Below are 16,237 nucleotides of genomic sequence, written 5' to 3'. Positions count from 1 at the left end.
GCCGGGTGACGTATAGAGAAATCCAAAGGAGGAGTCTCATGCGGGACGATCTGGTCGCCAAAGTTCAGGCGAATCCCAAGTATCACCAGCTCAAGTCCAAGCGCAACGCGTTTGGTTGGCTGCTCACCATCATCATGCTGCTGGCCTACTACGGCTATGTGGGCGTGATCGCGTTCGATAAGGAACTGTTCGCCCAGCGCGTGGGCGAGGGCGTCACCACCCTCGGCATCCCCGTCGGCTTCGGTCTGATCGTGTTCACCATCGCCATCACCATCTTCTACGTGAAGCGGGCGAACGCCGAGTTCGACAGCCTCACCGAAGAAATCCTCAAGGAGGTGAAGTAATGAGCCGCCTCACCCAAATCCTCCTTTCCGCCGTTCTGCTCGGCGGCAGCTCCGTGGCCCTGGCCGCGGGCGCCCTGGAAGGCACGGTCGAGAAGCAGGCCACCAACTGGCTGGCCATCGGCATGTTCGTCGCCTTCGTGATCGGCACCCTGGGCATCACCTACTGGGCGGCCAAGCGCACCAAGACCACGTCTGACTTCTATACCGCCGGCGGTGGCATCACCGGCTTCCAGAACGGTCTGGCGATCGCCGGCGACTACATGTCCGCGGCTTCGTTCCTGGGTATTTCCGCTGCCGTGTTCGCCAACGGCTACGACGGCCTGATCTACTCGATCGGCTTCCTGGTGGGCTGGCCCATCATCATGTTCCTGATGGCCGAGCGGCTGCGCAACCTGGGCAAGTTCACCTTCGCCGACGTTGCCGCCTACCGCTTCTCCCAGACCCCGATCCGGGCGCTGGCCGCCACCGGGACCCTGGTGACCGTGGCCTTCTACCTGATCGCCCAGATGGTGGGTGCCGGCCAGCTGATCAAGCTGCTGTTCGGCCTCGACTACTCCACCGCGGTGATCATGGTCGGCATCCTGATGATCCTCTACGTCACCTTCGGCGGCATGATCGCCACCACCTGGGTGCAGATCATCAAGGCCGTGCTGCTGCTCTCCGGCGTGACCTTCATGGCCTTCATGGTCCTGGCCCAGTTCGGTTTCTCTCCCGAAGCCCTGTTCGCCAAGGCCGTGCAGATCAAGACCGAGAAGGCGCTGGCTGCCGGCAAGTCCGCCGAAGAGGCCGCCAAGGTGGGCTTCTCCATCATGGCTCCGGGCAACTTCATCAAGGACCCCATCTCCGCCATCTCCTTCGGCATGGCGCTGATGTTCGGTACCGCCGGTCTGCCCCACATCCTGATGCGCTTCTTCACCGTGCCCGATGCCAAGGAAGCCCGTAAGTCCGTGGCCTGGGCTTGCACCTGGATCGGCTACTTCTACATCATCATCTTCTTCATCGGCTTCGGCGCCATCGTGCTCGTGGGTACCAACCCCGACTTCCTGGATGCCAAGGGCGTGCTGAAGGGCGGCGGCAACATGGCGGCGGTCCACCTGGCCAAGGCCGTGGGCGGCGACGTGTTCCTCGGCTTCATCTCGGCCGTGGCCTTCGCCACCATCCTCGCCGTGGTGTCCGGCCTGACCCTGTCCGGCGCCTCTGCCGTGTCCCACGACCTGTACGCCTCGGTGTTCTGCAAGGGCCACGCCCCCGAAGGTTCCGAAATCCGCGTGTCCAAGATCACCACCCTGGTGCTCGGCGTGGTAGCGGTGATCCTCGGTATCGCCTTCGAGAAGCAGAACGTGGCCTTCATGGTCGCCCTGGCCTTCGCCATCGCCGCCTCGGCCAACTTCCCGGTGCTGTTCCTGTCCGTGCTGTGGAAGGGCTGCACCACCCGCGGCGCCTTCATCGGCGGCTTCCTCGGCCTGATCACTGCGGTCGCCCTGACCGTGGTTTCCAAGGCCGTGTGGGTGGATGTGTTCGGCAACGCCAAGGAACTCTTCCCCTATGCTTCGCCGGCCCTGTTCTCCATGACCGTGGGCTTCGTCGGGATCTGGCTGTTCTCGATCCTCGACTCCAGCGCCCAGGCCAAGAAAGAACGTGAGTCCTACGCTGCCCAGGAGGTCCGTTCCGAAACCGGTCTCGGTGCCGCTGCGGCCTCCGCGCACTAACAACAACGATTCCGACATCGACTTCGGTCGAACCACTTCAACCCCGGGTTTCCCCCGGGGTTTTTTTCATCATGAACATGAATGCGCTCGTAGCTCCCGATTCCCGCGCCAGCATGCGCACCCTGCTCATGCTCCCGGTCCGTGAGGCCCGCCTCAAGCCGCCGTTGACCGTGGCGGCAGGGGAGAGCCTGCGCCAGGCCGCCCGCTTGATGGATGCCCATGACCTGGCGTTTGTCCTGGTGGCTCCCGCCGACGGCGGGGCCCTGGGGATTGCCACCGGCACTGATCTGCGGCGTGAAGTGTTGGTCGGCGAGTGCCCGCCGGAAACTGCCGTGGCTCAGGTGGCAACGTTCCCTGCCCTGGCGGTGCCGGCCGATCATTCGTTGCTCGATGCCCTGCTGCTGTTTAACCGCTCCGGTTTCCACCGCCTGCTGGTGGAGGAGGATGGTGTCCCCCTGGGGGTGCTCGAAGAGGGGGAAATCCTGCGCCACCTGGCCAGCCACGCCGATACCGTCAGCCTGCAGATCGAGGCGGCGGCCCATCTCGGCGATCTGGCTCCGGCCCATACCAGCTTGCTGCGGTTGATTGCCGCCCTGGCGGCGGAGCAGGTGCGGGTGGATCACATCGCTCGTGAAGCGAGCCATCTGACCGGGCAGGTATTTGCCCGGGTCTTCGCTCTCCTGGCGCCACCGTCGTTGGCGAGCCAGATTTGCTTCGTTGCCCTGGGGAGCGAAGGGCGTGGCGAGCAGATTCTTCCCACCGATCAGGACAATGCCTTCATCCTGCGCGACGCCCGTTGCCGCGACGAGGCGCTGGCCTTGGGGCGTGCCGTCAGTGCGGCCCTGCTCGAGCTGGGCTACCCGGAATGTCCCGGCAACATCATGGTGCGCAACCCCGAATGGGTGCTGACCGTGGACGAGCTACACGACAAGGTGCGTGACTGGGTTCTGGCCCCGTCCGAGGGGAATATGCTGAATCTGGCGATTCTTCTCGATGCTCATGCCTTGGCCGGGGATGTGGGCCTGCTGGCCGAGGTGCGTACGCTGCTGTTCGACCTTTGTGCCGGCAACAACGCGTTCCTGGCGCGCTTTGCCGCCGCCGCGCTGCTGTTCCCGGGTGCCTTGAGTTGGTTCAACCGTCTGGTGGGGGAGCGGGGAGGGGAGCATAAGGGGTGGGTGGACCTGAAAAAACGTGGCGTCTTCCCCCTCGTACATGGCTTGCGGGCCCTGGCGCTGGAGGCGCGGGTCGAGGCAACCGGCACGCTATCCCGTCTGGCCGCGCTCAAGGAGCGCAGCGTGTTGTCCGCAGCCTTCGCCGCCGAGGTGGAAGAGGCGTTTCTGGTCCTGTCGCGGATGCGCCTGGTGGCGGGCCTCGCCAATGCCGAGGCGGGGGGCGATGATCGGAACCATCTCGATCCCATGTCCCTTAATCGCGTCGAGGCCGATCTGTTAACCGCCGCCCTGGAAACCGTGGAAAGCTTCAAGGCCTGGCTGCGTCAACACTACCGACTCGATCTCCTGGGGCTGTAAGTGGCAGCCGGGAGCGGGAAACGCTCCCGGCCTCTGCTGCGGTTGTTGCTGAAATTCTTTGACACGGCCGTGTTCCCTGCCTATAATGCGGCCTTCTTTGTTGGCCAGGTAGCTCAGTTGGTAGAGCAGCGGATTGAAAATCCGCGTGTCGGCGGTTCGATTCCGTCCCTGGCCACCAGCGAATTCCAGAAAAAGCCCAGCCGAAGGTTGGGCTTTTTGCTGTAAGGCGCAAAGCGTCGTCCAGAATTCTCTTCCGGGCTTCGCTTGCCCAGGTTGCCCATGTAGCTCAGTGGCAGAGCACTCCCTTGGTAAGGGAGAGGTCGGCAGTTCAATCCTGCCCATGGGCACCACGCTCCCGCGAATTCAGAGTCGAATGAAAAAAGCCCACCCGGTATGCCGAGGTGGGCTTTTTTCATTGCCGCATCGCGTTCAGGCGGTGCGCGGTAGGGCGTCGCCCTTATGGCGGAAGCTGATGCGTGCTTTGCTCATGTCGTAGGGGGACATTTCCAGGGTGACCCGGTCTCCTTCAAGGATGCGGATGCGGTGTTTGCGCATCTTTCCGGAGACGTAGGCGACGACCTCGACACCATTTTCCAGCAGGACGCGGAAGCGGGTATCCGGCAAGACCTGGGCGACGACGCCCTGTAATTCGATCAGCTCTTCTTTGGCCATGGCCAAGTTCTCCGCCCCCGGCAGAGGGCCGGCGACAAATCGGGGTGTAAACGAAAAAAGCCCGGCGAACCGGGCTTTTTTTCAAACAATCAGCAGTTCTGTCTGATTATTCGATCGGGCGAATGTTGGTCGCCTGCAGACCCTTCGGGCCCGTGGTCACATCGTAGGAGACCTTTTGGTTCTCGGCCAGGGTCTTGAAACCTTGGCTTTGAATCGCGGAGAAGTGGGCGAAGAGGTCTTCACCACCGTTGTCGGGGGAGATGAAACCGAAACCCTTGGAGTCGTTGAACCACTTGACGGTACCAGTTGCCATGATGAATAGCTTCCTTGAGAAAAGAATGAAAAAGGCGAATGCCCGGAGTACGAGAATCAAGGAGAACCGCTGGCTAACTGGAGTACCACGTGAAGAGGTACTGCAAAAATAGGTGCTGCCGTTGCTACTTGTAAATCCCGAGGTCGCGAGTATGGGGCTTCGGGGCTGGGATGGCAAACATTATTTTGCGCCGCCGCAAGGCCACCCTGGGAGGCTAGGCCTCGCATCCAGGGGGAGCCCACGGGCGGGGCTTGGCAGCGCAAGGTATTTACGCCGTCTTTACAGGCCCCTCGCACCTCTTGGCAGCATTTTTCCGCCCTCGTCCCTACGCTGCAGAGCGTGACAAAAGCGTTGGTTCGCCGTTCGGCAACCGCGTTTCTTCCAACCTGCTCTGCTTGCATCGAGGTGCGTATGAACGCCTTGTACTTGCTGGTCGGCCTGGTGGCGCTCGGGCTGGCTGTCTATCTGCTGATTGCGCTGTTTCGCGCGGAGGACTTTTCATGAACGACCTGTCCTCATTTGCGCTTGCCGGGGGGCAACTGACCCTGTACCTCGGTCTGTTGTTGCTGTGCGCCTGGCCCCTGGGGGGCTATCTGGCCCGGGTCTTCGACGGGCGGTTGCCTTTCGGTGCCGGATTGGAGGCCCGCGTCCTGCGTGGCTGCGGGGTTGATCCGGGCGAGGAGATGGGCTGGGTACGCTACGCCCTGGCGGTGCTGCTGTTCAATGCCCTGGGTTTCGTTGCCGTGTTCGCCCTGCAGCTGCTGCAAGGGGGGCTGCCGCTCAACCCGGAAGGGTTCGGCGCCATGAGTTGGGATTCGGCCGTCAACACCGCCGTGTCCTTCGTCACCAACACCAACTGGCAGGGCTATGGCGGGGAGTCCACCATGAGCTACCTGACCCAGATGCTCGCCCTGGCAGTGCAGAACTTCCTTTCGGCGGCCACTGGCCTGGCGGTAGTGGTGGCACTGATTCGTGGCCTGGCCCGGCACTCCGCCCGCACCATCGGCAACTTCTGGGTGGATGTCAGCCGGGGCACGGTCTACGTACTGCTGCCCCTGTCCGTCATCGTCGCCTTGTTGCTCGCCGGGGGCGGCGTGATCCAGAACCTGGACGGCTACCGAGCGGTGCCCCTGATGGAGCCGGTCACTTTCAGCCAGCCCAAGGTCGACACGGCCGGACAGCCGTTGCTCGGCGCCGACGGCAAGCCGGCGCAGGAAGAGGTCACCACCCAGGAACAGCGCCTGCCCATGGGGCCGGTGGCCTCCCAGGAGGCGATCAAGATGCTGGGCACCAATGGCGGTGGTTTCTTCAACGCCAACTCGGCCCACCCTTACGAGAACCCCACGCCGTTCACCAACCTGGTGGAGATGCTCGCCATCTTCCTGATTCCGGCGGCGCTGTGCTTCACCTTCGGCCAGATGGTCGGGGATCGCCGCCAGGGCTGGACGGTGCTGGCGGCCATGACCGTGCTGTTCGTCGTCGCGGTGGCGGCTGTCACCGTGGCGGAAAGTCAGACGCCGGGGTATCTGACCGCCCAGGGCGCCACCGCCGCAGGAAACCTGGAAGGCAAGGAGGTGCGCTTTGGCATCAACGCCAGCGCCCTGTTCGCCGCCATTACCACGGCGGCCTCCTGCGGCGCGGTCAACGCCATGCACGATTCCCTCACCCCGTTGGGCGGACTGGTGCCGATGCTGCTGATGCAGCTGGGCGAAGTGGTCTTCGGCGGGGTCGGCTCGGGCCTCTACGGCATGTTGGTGTTCGCCATCCTGGCCGTTTTCCTGGCCGGGCTGATGGTCGGGCGTACGCCGGAATACCTGGGCAAGAAGATCGAGGCCCGGGAGATGAAGCTGGTGGCCATCGCCATTCTCGTCACGCCCTTGCTGGTGCTGGCCGGTAGCGCCCTGGCGGTGATGGCCGAGGCCGGCCGGGCGGGCATCCTCAACCCGGGCGCCCACGGCTTCTCCGAAGTGCTCTACGCCCTGTCCTCGGCCGCCAACAATAACGGTAGCGCCTTTGCCGGCCTGTCCGCCAATACCCCCTTCTGGAATCTGCTCACTGCCGCCGCCATGGCCCTCGGTCGCTTCGGCGTGATCTTGCCGGTGCTGGCGGTGGCCGGCTCCCTGGCCGCCAAGAAGCGTCTCAAGGAGGGGGCGGGCACCCTGCCGACCCACGGTCCCCTGTTCGTCGTGCTGCTCTGCGCCACGGTACTGATCGTCGGTGCCTTGACCTACCTGCCGTCGCTCGCCCTGGGCCCCATCGTCGAGCACCTGATCCTGTTCCCGGCGCGTTGAGCCCCTCGGCGCGCCTTCCGGGAGAATCACTATGAAACATTCCGCTCCGCTCCCCCTGTTCGACCGCGCCCTGCTCGGCCCGGCGATCGCGGGTGCCTTCGCCAAGCTGTCGCCCCGGGTGCAGATGAAAAACCCGGTGATGTTCGTGGTCTACGTCGGCAGCATCCTCACCACCGTGTTGTTTGCCCAGGCCCTTACCGGCGAGGGCGAGGCCCCGGCCGGCTTCATCCTGGCCGTGTCGCTGTGGCTGTGGTTCACCGTGCTCTTCGCCAACTTCGCCGAGAGCCTGGCCGAAGGTCGCAGCCAGGCTCAGGCTGCCGCCCTCAAGGGGCTCAAGAAGACCACCTGGGCGAAGAAGCTGCAAAAGCCCCAGTTCGGCGCCGCCACCTACACCGTGCCCGCCGACGATTTGCGCCGCGGCGACGTGGTGCTGATCACCGCCGGGGAGTTCGTCCCCGCCGACGGCGAGGTGATCGAGGGCGTGGCCTCGGTGGACGAGTCGGCCATCACCGGCGAATCGGCCCCGGTGATCCGGGAATCCGGCGGCGATTTCTCGGCCGTCACCGGCGGCACCCGGGTGCTGTCCGACTGGCTGGTGGTGCGGGTCACCACCAACCCGGGCGAAGCCTTCCTCGACCGCATGATCGCCATGGTCGAAGGCGCCAAGCGGCAAAAGACCCCCAACGAGATCGCCCTGACCATCCTGCTGGTGGCCCTTACCCTGGTCTTCCTGCTGGCGGTGGCGACCCTGCTGCCCTTCTCCCTGTTCTCGGTGGCGGCCGCCGGCCTGGGCTCGCCGGTGACGGTGACCGTGCTGGTGGCCCTGCTGGTCTGCCTGATCCCCACCACCATCGGCGGCCTGCTCTCGGCCGTGGGTGTAGCCGGCATGAGCCGCATGATGCAGGCCAACGTGATCGCCACCTCGGGCCGGGCGGTGGAAGCTGCCGGCGACGTGGACGTGCTGCTGCTGGACAAGACCGGCACCATCACCCTGGGCAACCGCCAGGCCTCGGCCTTCATCGCCGCCGAAGGCGTAAGCGAGCGGGAGCTGGCCGATGCCGCCCAGCTTGCCTCCCTGGCCGACGAGACGCCGGAAGGGCGCTCCATCGTCATCCTCGCCAAGGAGCGCTTCAACCTGCGCGAGCGGGACTTGCATGCCCTCGAAGCCAGCTTCGTGCCCTTCACCGCCCAGTCGCGCATGAGCGGCGTCAATCTGGGCGACCCGGAAAAGCCCCGCCAGCTGCGCAAAGGCGCGGCGGACGCCATCCGCCGCCATGTCGAGGCCCAGGGCGCGGCTTTCCCCGCCGGGGTGCAGCGCCAGGTGGACGAGGTGGCCCGGGGCGGCGGCACCCCCCTGGTGGTGAGTGACGACGCCAAGGTGCTGGGGGTGATCGCCCTCAAGGACATCGTCAAGGGCGGTATCAAGGAGCGCTTTGCCGAACTGCGCCGCATGGGCATCAAGACGGTGATGATCACCGGCGACAACCGCCTCACCGCCGCCGCCATCGCCGCCGAGGCCGGGGTGGATGACTTCCTCGCCGAGGCCACGCCCGAAGCCAAGCTGGCCCTGATCCGCCAGACCCAGGGCGAGGGCCGCCTGGTGGCCATGACCGGCGACGGCACCAACGACGCCCCGGCCCTGGCCCAGGCCGACGTGGCGGTGGCCATGAACACCGGCACCCAGGCCGCCAAGGAAGCCGGCAACATGGTGGACCTGGACTCCAACCCGACCAAGCTGATCGAGATCGTCGAGATCGGCAAGCAGATGCTGATGACCCGGGGGGCGCTTACCACCTTCTCGGTGGCCAACGACGTGGCCAAGTACTTCGCCATCATCCCGGCGGCCTTTGCCACCACCTACCCGCAACTGGCCATGCTCGACGTGATGCGCCTCAACAGTCCGGCCTCGGCCATCCTTTCGGCGGTCATCTTCAACGCCCTGGTCATCGTTGCCCTCATTCCCCTGGCCTTGAAGGGCGTCAATTACCGCGCCCTGGGGGCGGCGGCGCTGCTCAAGCGCAACCTGCTCATCTACGGTGTCGGCGGTCTGGTGGTGCCCTTCATCGGCATCAAGCTGATCGACCTGCTGCTCGGCCCCGTCCTCAACCTCTTCGCCTGATCCTGGAGTCGGCCATGACTACCCGTTCCCTCAATCCCACCCTGCCCGATGCCGTTAGCGTGGCACCCCAGGCCCGCACGGCCAGCCTGTGGCGGCCCGCCGTTACCCTGTTCGTCCTGTTGTCGGCGATCACCGGCCTGGCCTATCCCCTGGTCGTCACCGGCATCGCCGCCGTGGCCTTCCCTTACCAGGCCCACGGCAGTCTGATCGTGCGCAACGGCCAGCCCGTGGGCTCGGCCCTGATCGGCCAACCCTTCTCCTCGCCCCGCTACTTCTGGGGCCGGCCCTCGGCCACCGCGCCCCAGCCGGACAACGCCCTGGCCTCCGGCGGTAGCAACCTGGGGCCCACCAACCCGGCCCAGGCCGAGTCCGTGGCCGCCCGGGTGGCGGCGCTACGGGCCGCCGACCCGAGCAATACGTTGCCGATTCCCCAGGATCTGGTGACCGCCTCGGGCAGTGGCCTGGACCCCCACATCTCGCCGGAGGCGGCCCGCTACCAGGCGGCCCGCGTCGCCCGAGCCCGGGGCATGGCAGTGGCCCAGGTCCATGCCCTGATCGAGCGTCACACCGAGGGGCGCACCTGGGGCCTGCTCGGCGAGCCCCGGGTGAATGTGCTGGAGCTCAACCTGGCCCTCGACGCCCTGCCACGCTGATTCCATACTCCGTCCATGGCCGATTCCTCCTCCCGTCCCGACCCCGACGCCCTGCTCGAACAGCTCCAGCAGGCCGACGCCCAGGCCGCCCGGGGCAAGCTCAAGGTGTTCTTCGGCGCCAATGCCGGCGTCGGCAAAACCTACGCCATGCTCGCCACGGCTCAGAGCCTGCGCGAGCAGGGGCGGGATGTGCTGGTCGGCGTGGTCGAAACCCACGGCCGGGACGAAACCGCCGCCTTGCTCGCCGGTCTGCCGGTACTGCCGCTGCGCGAGCAGGACTACCGGGGCCACCGCCTGCGCGAGTTCGACCTGGACGGTGCCCTGGCCCGTCATCCATCCCTGATCCTGATGGACGAACTGGCCCACACCAATGCGCCAGGCTCGCGCCACCAGAAGCGCTGGCAGGATGTGGAGGAACTGCTCGCCGCCGGCATCGACGTGTTCACCACGGTGAACGTGCAGCACCTGGAATCCCTCAACGACGTGGTCGGCGGCATTACCGGGGTGCGGGTGTGGGAGACGGTGCCCGACCGGGTGTTCGACCGGGCTGACGAAGTGGTGCTGGTGGATCTGCCGCCGGACGAGCTGCTCAAGCGCCTGCAGGAAGGCAAGGTGTATCTGCCGCGCCAGGCCGAGCGGGCGATTCAGAACTTCTTCCGCAAGGGCAACCTGATCGCCCTGCGCGAACTGGCCCTGCGCCGTACCGCCGACCGGGTGGACGGGGAAATGCGCGCCTGGCGTCGCGACCAGTCGGTGGATACGGTGTGGCGTACCCGGGATTCCCTGCTGGTGGCGGTGGGTCCGGCGCCGGGGGACGAGAAGGTGGTGCGCACCGCCGCCCGCCTGGCGGCTCGGCTGGAAGTGCCGTGGCACGCGGTGTACGTGGAGACGCCCCGCCTGCAGCGCCTGGGGGAGGGCGAGCGGGCGCGCATCCTGGCGGTGCTCGCCCTGGCTCAGGAACTGGGGGCCCAGACCGCCACCCTGCCGGGGCAGGAGGCGGCGGCCGCCCTGGTGGATTACGCCCGGCGCCATAACCTGGCCAAGGTGGTGGTGGGGCGCTCGCCCCGGGCTGCCCGGGTGGAACGGCCCTGGACCTGGCTGTCCGGCGCCTTCCGCCCGACCATGGCTGGGCGCCTGGCGCGGCGCGGCGACGACCTGGATATCGTCGAGGTGCCGCGCAGCGACGCCGACCAGCGCATCCGCGGCCGGCAGGGCTCGGGTAGCCCGGGTGACGCCGCCGATGGGCGAGGCGGCGACGAAGCGGTGGCCAGGCGTCTCTTTCCCTATGTGGCCACCACCGGGCTGTGCGCCCTGACCACGGCGCTGACCACGCCCCTGCTGCCCTACCTGGACCTGGCCAACATCGTCATGCTGTTCCTGCTCACCGTGCTGGCGGTGGCCATGAAGTTCGGCCGTGGCCCGGCGGTGTTGGCCGCCTTTTTGTCGGTGCTGGTGTTCGACTTCTTCTTTGTCCCGCCGCGCTTTTCCCTGGCCGTGTCCGACGCCCAGTACCTGCTCACCTTCTTGGTGATGCTGGTGGTGGCCCTGGTGACCGGCCAGCTCACCGCCAACCTGCGCTTTCAGGCCGAAGCCTCGGCGCGGCGCGAACTCCGGTCCCGCGCCCTGTTCGAGTTGGCCCGGGAACTGGCCGGGGCCTTCGCCCCGGAGCAGATCGTCGACATCTGCGACCGCTCTGTGCAGGCCTCGTTTGGCGCCACAGCGCGGCTGCTGCTGCCCGACGCCGACGACCGGCTGGTGGTGCCGGGCGACAGCAGCCTGGATGCGGGCATTGCCGATTGGGTATTCGACAAGGGCCAGCCGGCGGGTATCGGCACCGATACCCTGCCGTCCTCACCTTGGCTGTACCTGCCCCTCAAGGCGCCGATGCGCACTCGGGGCGTGCTCGCCCTGGAGCCGCCGCCGGGGGCGGCGCGCTGGCTGTTGGTGCCCGAGGAGCGGCGCCAGCTCGACACCCTGGCCGCCCTGGTGGCGATCGCCCTGGAACGGGTCCATTACATCGCCGTGGCTCAGGAGGCCCTGGTCAGCATGGAGTCGGAACGGCTGCGCAATTCCCTGTTGTCGGCCCTCTCCCACGATCTGCGCACGCCCCTGACGTCCCTGGTGGGCAGCGCCGAGGCTCTGGTCCTGACCGGCCAGGGGCCCGGCGTCCCGGCCCTGACGCCGCGCCAGCGGGAACTGGCGGCCAGCCTGCGCGACGAGGCCCTGCGCATGAATGCCCTGGTCAACAATCTGCTCGACATGGCCCGGCTCGAATCGGGCCAGGTCCAGCTCAACCGCCAGTGGCATGCCCTCGAGGAACTGCTCGGCAGCGCCCTGGCCGCCCGGGAACAGGCCCTGGCCGGCCACCGCATCGTTACCGACTTGCCCGCCGACCTGCCCCTGGTCGAATGCGACGGGGTGCTGATCGAACGGGTGCTGTGCAATCTGCTGGAAAACGGCGCCAAGTACACCCCGCCGGGCAGCACCCTGACGGTCAGCGCCGCGGTCGTGGCGGAAAGCGGCGGGCGGCAGGTGCAGGTGGCGGTGAGCGACAACGGCCCGGGCCTGGCGCCCGGGGCGGAGGAGTTGGTATTCGCCAAGTTCAGCCGCGGCCGGGTCGAGTCGAACGTGCCTGGGGTCGGCCTCGGCCTGGCCATCTGCCGCGCCATCGTCGAAGCCCATGGCGGGCGCATTTGGGCGGAAAATAAGGAGGCCGTACCGGCGCTTGCCGTCTCCGGCCAGGAAGGTCCGCGCCCATCACAATCCACCGGCGCCCGCTTCGTGTTCACCCTGCCCCTGGGCACCCCGCCGCGCCTGGAAGACGATGGCGAAGAGGCCGCCGCCGCTTCCCCTCTCCCGCCCCTCGCCCTGGAGTCGCCCCGATGACCGCCCCCGTCGTCCTGCTCGTCGAAGACGAAAAACCGATCCGCCGCTTCGTCCGCGCCGCCCTCGAAGAGGCCGGCTGCGACGTGCACGAAGCCGAGACGGTGCGTCAGGGACTGATCGACGCCGGCACACGCAAGCCCGATCTGGTGATCCTCGACCTGGGCCTGCCCGACGGCGACGGCGGCACCCTGATCAAGGAATTGCGCGCCTGGTCCGCCACCCCGGTGCTGGTGCTGTCGGCACGCAGCCTGGAAGCCGACAAGGTGGCAGCCCTGGACGCCGGCGCCGACGACTACCTGGCCAAACCCTTCGGCGTCGCCGAACTGCTTGCCCGCACCCGGGCCCTGCTGCGCCGCGGCCGCATTGCCGGCGGCGAGCCCCTGGTCTGCTTCGGCGACGTGACCCTGGACCTGGCGGCGCGGCGCGTCACCCGGGCTGGCGCCGAGGTGCATCTCACCCCCATCGAATACCGCTTGCTCACCCAGCTGGTGGCCCACGCCGGCAAGGTGGTGACCCAGCGCCAGTTGCTGCGCGAAGTGTGGGGGCCGAGCCACGCCGAGGACGGCCACTACCTGCGCATCTACATGGGCAACTTGCGCAAGAAGCTGGAGGCTGATTCGGCCCGGCCGCGCCACTTCCTCACCGAAACCGGGGTGGGCTACCGCTTCCAGCCGGATTGAGCGGTGGGGAGCGAACGGAGCACCCGGAACTGGCGTGGCGCGGCACGACGCGGCAGGGGTGTCGGTGGTGCGGCCGGGTGGGCAGTTGCGCCGGTTGCGACCTCGCGCGCCCCGTTTCTGCCGTTTGACGCCATTGGACCGGGCCGGCGTCGCACGCAAAAAAACGAGCAGCCCCAAACTCTAGGCGGGGCGCGGACTTTCAGAGGATATATCTGGAACACCGCGCCAGTGCTTGCGTTGCGGGGTGCCTGGCTGGAGAACAAGGGCTGGCGCGGCGCTCCGCGGCGCTCCGCGGTGCTGCCATCGCAGCGGCACGGGCGGCACCCCACCGGCTGGGGGAATGAAAGGGGGGGCGGGCCGGTGGTGTGTGGAAAATGTGGTGCCTCAAACCCTAGGCGTGGCGCGGACTTTCAGAGGGTAGGTCTGGAACGCCGCGCCAGTGCTTGCGTTGCGAGGCGCATGGCTGGAGAACAAGGACTGGCGCGGCGCTCCGCGATGCTGCCATCACGGCGGCATGGGGCGCGCTGTCTGGGCGGCAGGGGCGAATGTGGGGCGGCGGCGCACGTGGCGGACCCAGCTGCACGAGTGGGCGAGTGGTGTTGCGTCCGGCCTCGGGTGAGTAAGGGGCGGCCTGTCCCGCCCTTCCTGCACCTGCCCCGTGGCGGCTTCTCGAGGATGGGCCGGTGCCTGGCTCAGAGGCGCTCGTAGGTGACGAAGGCGTAGGCGGTGCCGTTGGCGCCGGTGTGGGCCTGGCGATCCGCTTCGCGCCACTGGCTGCGCTCCCAGTCCGGGAAGCGGGCGTCGCCCTCCGGCACCAGGGCCACCTCGGTGAGCACCAGCCGGTCTACCAGATTCTGCGCCAGGGCCTGGCGGTACAGCTCGGCGCCGCCGATCAGGAACACCTCGTCCCCGCCGGGGGCGGCGGCGGCGTGGGCCAGGGCGGCCTCCAGGCTGGTGCGCACCGTGGCGCCAGGAGCGGCATAGGCGCCGTCCCGGGTCACCACCACGTTTTCCCGGCCGGGCAGGGGCCGGCCCAGGGATTCCCAAGTCTTGCGCCCCATCACCACCGGATGGCCCAGGGTGGCGGCCTTGAAGTGCTTCAGATCCTCCGGCAGGTGCCAGGGCAGGGCGTTGTTGCGGCCGATGATGCCGTTGGCGGCGACGGCGGCGATCAGGGTGGTGGTCATGGTCGTGGCGGAGCGATTAAGGGAGTCGTATGGGGGCAGCCAGCCGGCTCACGGGGCGGGGCGCCGCAGGCGGTGCGGCAACACGGCCAGGCGCCCCGATGCGCCGCTGGTGGGGGATGGCACCGCCGGGTCAGCGGTGGCCGTGGCGCTGGCAGTAGGCCACCAGGCCCCGGGTCGAGGCGTCCAGGTCGTCGGCCGGGGCGCCTTCGAGCACCGGCAGCACCCGGGAGGCGACCCGCTTACCCAGCTCCACGCCCCACTGGTCGAAGGAGTTGATGCCCCAGACCACGCCCTGGACGAACACCTTGTGCTCGTAGAGGGCCACCAGGGCGCCCAGGTGGTAGGCGTCCAGGCGCGGCAGCAGCAGGGTGGTGGAGGGCTGGTTGCCCTGGAACACCTTGAACGGTAGTAGGGCGTCGATTTCGTCGGCGGACAGGCCTTCGGCTTCCAGCTCGCGGCGGGCCTCCTCCTCGGTGCGGCCGAAGGCCAGGGCCGCGCTCTGGGCCAGGCAGTTGGCCAGCAACGGGGCGTGGTGGCCGGGCAGGGGGTAGTCGCTGGCGGCGGCGGCGATGAAGTCGCAGGGTACCAGCCAGCCGCCTTGGTGCAGGAGCTGGAAGAAGGCGTGCTGGCCGTTGACGCCGATCTCGCCCCAGACGATGGGGTTGGTGCGGCAGGGCAGGGGCTGGCCTTCCCGGGAGATGGCCTTGCCGTTGCTCTCCATTTCCAACTGCTGCAGGTAGGCCGGCAGGGAGCGCAGGGATTCGTTGTAAGGCAGCACCGCCGAGGTTTCGGCACCGAGGAAGTTGGTGTTCCAGATGCCGAGCAGGGCCATCAGCACCGGCAGGTTGCGCTCCAGGGGCGCCTCGCGGAAATGGGCGTCCATGGCGGCGGCACCCGAGAGCAGGCGCTCGAAGCCGCTCATGCCGATGGACAGGGCCACCGACAGGCCCACCGCCGACCACAGGGAGTAGCGGCCGCCGACCCAGTCCCAGAAGGCGAAGGTGTTTTCTGCCGGGATGCCGAATTCGTTGGCCTTGGCCACTTCGGCGGTGACGGCCACGAAGTGCCGGGCCAGGGCGGCCTGGTGCCGTTCTTCGTTGCCTACGGCGGCAAGCAGCCAGTCCCGAGCGGTGCGGGCGTTGATCAGGGTTTCCTGGGTGGAGAAGGTCTTGCTGGCGACGATGAACAGGGTTGCCCGCGGGTCCAGGGTTTCCAGCAGGGGGGCCAGCTGGGCGCCGTCCAGGTTGGAGACGAAGTGCAGGTGCAGCCCGGGGTGCTCGAAGGCGGACAGGGCGCGCACCGCCATCTTCGGCCCCAGGTCCGATCCGCCGATGCCGATGTTGACCACGTGGCGGATCGCCTCGCCGGTGTAGCCGCGCCACAGGCCGGCGCGCACCCGCTCGGCGAAGTCGCGCATCTGGTCGCGCACCTGGCGCACTTCCGGCATCACGTCGAAGGCGGCGGAGGGGAACGGCGTCGGGTCCAGGTGGCGCAGGGCCGGGTGCAGCACGGCGCGCTTCTCGCTGGCGTTGATCGTCTCGCCGGCAAAGAGCTTGGCGCGCCAGCCTTCCACGTCGGCGGCCCGGGCCAGGTCGGTGAGCAGGGCGAGACCCCGGGCGTCGATGCGCTGCTTGGAAAAATCCACCAGCAGGTCGCCCAGGGACAGGCCCATGCGGGCAAAGCGGTCCGGCTCGGCGGCGAAGAAGTCGCGCAGGTGGCGCCCGCGCAGGCTGTCGCGGTGGGCGGCCAGGGCCTGCCAGGCCGTGGTGTGGGTGATCGGGAGGAGGCAGACGTCCTGAGCGGTCATGGCGGTCGGTTTGGCGTTCTTCTTGTGCGTGCGGCGCGGGGGCGGCG

At 67.7% G+C, this 16,237-nt stretch carries 13 protein-coding genes and 2 tRNA genes; 11 read left to right on the top strand and 4 right to left on the bottom strand.

Annotated elements, in window-relative coordinates; all coding sequences use genetic code 11:
* Positions 1-38 precede the first annotated feature (38 nt).
* From OTERR_RS13865 to OTERR_RS13845, 5 genes are all read left to right on the top strand, one after another.
* On the top strand, positions 39-344 hold the full coding sequence (locus OTERR_RS13865) for a DUF485 domain-containing protein (protein WP_149426134.1): 306 nt from the start codon (positions 39-41) through the stop codon (positions 342-344).
* Positions 344-2,053 (top strand): cation acetate symporter, encoded by a 1,710-nt coding sequence (locus OTERR_RS13860; RefSeq protein WP_149426133.1) that lies wholly within the window; start codon positions 344-346, stop codon positions 2,051-2,053. The genes OTERR_RS13865 and OTERR_RS13860 overlap by 1 nt, the downstream gene beginning before the upstream one ends.
* Before the next feature lie 77 nt (positions 2,054-2,130).
* The gene (locus OTERR_RS13855) at positions 2,131-3,582 is read left to right on the top strand and encodes a putative nucleotidyltransferase substrate binding domain-containing protein (protein WP_187775249.1); all 1,452 of its coding nucleotides are present in this window, start codon (positions 2,131-2,133) and stop codon (positions 3,580-3,582) included.
* Positions 3,583-3,684: 102 nt separating this feature from the next.
* Positions 3,685-3,760, top strand: a tRNA-Phe gene (locus OTERR_RS13850).
* A 97-nt stretch (positions 3,761-3,857) separates the two neighbouring features.
* Positions 3,858-3,932 (top strand) — tRNA-Thr (locus OTERR_RS13845).
* 79 nt (positions 3,933-4,011) lie between these two features.
* On the opposite strand, the gene infA is transcribed toward OTERR_RS13845, so the two are convergent.
* Positions 4,012-4,254, bottom strand: a complete 243-nt coding sequence (infA, locus tag OTERR_RS13840) for a translation initiation factor IF-1 (protein ID WP_054621682.1) — start codon at positions 4,252-4,254, stop codon at positions 4,012-4,014.
* A gap of 106 nt (positions 4,255-4,360) precedes the next feature.
* Positions 4,361-4,567: a cold-shock protein gene (locus OTERR_RS13835; protein ID WP_054621681.1), complete on the bottom strand. Its 207-nt coding sequence runs from the start codon at positions 4,565-4,567 to the stop codon at positions 4,361-4,363.
* A 411-nt stretch (positions 4,568-4,978) separates the two neighbouring features.
* On the opposite strand from OTERR_RS13835, the gene OTERR_RS13830 reads away from it, so the two are divergent.
* From OTERR_RS13830 to kdpE, 6 genes are read left to right on the top strand one after another with little or no spacing between them, the layout of a single operon-like run.
* Positions 4,979-5,071, top strand: coding sequence for a potassium-transporting ATPase subunit F (locus OTERR_RS13830; RefSeq protein ID WP_149426131.1), 93 nt, complete (start codon positions 4,979-4,981; stop codon positions 5,069-5,071).
* Positions 5,068-6,858 (top strand): potassium-transporting ATPase subunit KdpA, encoded by a 1,791-nt coding sequence (gene kdpA / locus OTERR_RS13825; RefSeq protein ID WP_149426130.1) that lies wholly within the window; start codon positions 5,068-5,070, stop codon positions 6,856-6,858. The genes OTERR_RS13830 and kdpA overlap by 4 nt, the downstream gene beginning before the upstream one ends.
* Positions 6,859-6,889: 31 nt before the next feature.
* Complete coding sequence (gene kdpB, locus OTERR_RS13820; protein ID WP_054621679.1) at positions 6,890-8,977, top strand: potassium-transporting ATPase subunit KdpB; 2,088 nt, start codon at positions 6,890-6,892, stop codon at positions 8,975-8,977.
* A 14-nt stretch (positions 8,978-8,991) separates the two neighbouring features.
* A complete protein-coding gene (kdpC, locus tag OTERR_RS13815; protein WP_149426129.1) occupies positions 8,992-9,630 on the top strand; it encodes a potassium-transporting ATPase subunit KdpC in 639 nt (212 codons plus the stop codon).
* A gap of 15 nt (positions 9,631-9,645) precedes the next feature.
* Entirely contained in the window at positions 9,646-12,516 is a 2,871-nt protein-coding gene (gene kdpD, locus OTERR_RS13810; RefSeq protein WP_149426128.1) for a two-component system sensor histidine kinase KdpD, read from the top strand.
* Positions 12,513-13,196 carry a two-component system response regulator KdpE gene (kdpE, locus tag OTERR_RS13805; RefSeq protein ID WP_054621677.1) on the top strand — a complete coding sequence of 228 codons (684 nt, stop codon included), beginning with the start codon at positions 12,513-12,515 and terminating at the stop codon, positions 13,194-13,196. The genes kdpD and kdpE overlap by 4 nt, the downstream gene beginning before the upstream one ends.
* Before the next feature lie 692 nt (positions 13,197-13,888).
* Here kdpE and OTERR_RS13800 read toward each other — a convergent pair.
* On the bottom strand, positions 13,889-14,383 hold the full coding sequence (locus OTERR_RS13800; RefSeq protein WP_149426127.1) for a dihydrofolate reductase: 495 nt from the start codon (positions 14,381-14,383) through the stop codon (positions 13,889-13,891).
* A 130-nt stretch (positions 14,384-14,513) separates the two neighbouring features.
* Positions 14,514-16,190, bottom strand: a complete 1,677-nt coding sequence (gene pgi, locus OTERR_RS13795) for a glucose-6-phosphate isomerase (protein ID WP_149426126.1) — start codon at positions 16,188-16,190, stop codon at positions 14,514-14,516.
* Positions 16,191-16,237: the final 47 nt, after the last annotated feature.

Source organism: Oryzomicrobium terrae, assembly GCF_008274805.1.
In the GTDB taxonomy this organism is placed as follows: Bacteria; Pseudomonadota; Gammaproteobacteria; order Burkholderiales; family Rhodocyclaceae; genus Oryzomicrobium; species Oryzomicrobium terrae.
Note: the sequence above shows the minus strand (reverse complement) of the source record. Positions and strands in the feature narration are given on the sequence as shown.